Raw genomic sequence first — 623 nt, 5'->3', positions numbered from 1 at the left:
TTTATTTCTTCAACAACTTCCTCTTCAGGTGCCTTTTCAAGCACAACCAGCTCTTCGGGTTCTGGTGGCGTATCGTCTTTGGCGACAAGGATTTGTTTATCAATAACTGGAGGCTTTATCAGTTCTACCGGCTCAGGAATCGGCTCCGGTTCGACTATTTCGGGTTCTTCTTCAACCGGTTCGATCTCTTGAAGCTGAGTCACTTGTACAGCAATCCGCATGGGGGCAGCTGGCGGTGAATATTCAATCACTGGTAGAAACAATATTAATAAACCAATATGAATTGCTAAAGCCAGCAAAAAACCTGGAATAATTCGATCAGAGCCAATGGCCTGAGCTGATGAAAAATCCGGGACCAGAGTAGTTGTCATATCAGGTGTTCACAGCAGTATTCAGCCAATGAATCATGGTTAATTTATCGTCTCAGGCTGCATGACAAATGTGAATTTAGTAATGCCCGCTCGCTGAATGGAAGCCATAACCTTAGCCACTTTGCCATATTCGGCTTTCTCATCAGCAAAAATTTCAACGGTACTGTCAGCATTCTCTGCCGTCTGCAGTAATCGCAAATCAAGCTCCTCCTGAGAAACGGCCTCATCGGTAAAATAAACCGTACCATCATC

Annotated in this window: 1 protein-coding gene and 1 pseudogene; both read right to left on the bottom strand. The window is 44.5% G+C overall.

Annotation, left to right across the window (positions count from 1 at the left end; genetic code table 11):
- A pseudogene (locus B3182_RS04370) lies at positions 1–371 on the bottom strand (energy transducer TonB); the annotation flags it as partial.
- 39 nt (positions 372–410) lie between these two features.
- Positions 411–623 (bottom strand): ExbD/TolR family protein (locus B3182_RS04365; RefSeq protein WP_292751692.1); only part of this gene is annotated, 213 nt, incomplete at its 5' end.

It is taken from the genome of Methylophaga sp. UBA4204 (assembly GCF_002379485.1).
GTDB lineage: Bacteria > Pseudomonadota > Gammaproteobacteria > Nitrosococcales > Methylophagaceae > Methylophaga.
The sequence above is the reverse complement of the archived record's forward strand: the minus strand, read 5'-3'. Positions and strand labels throughout refer to the sequence as shown.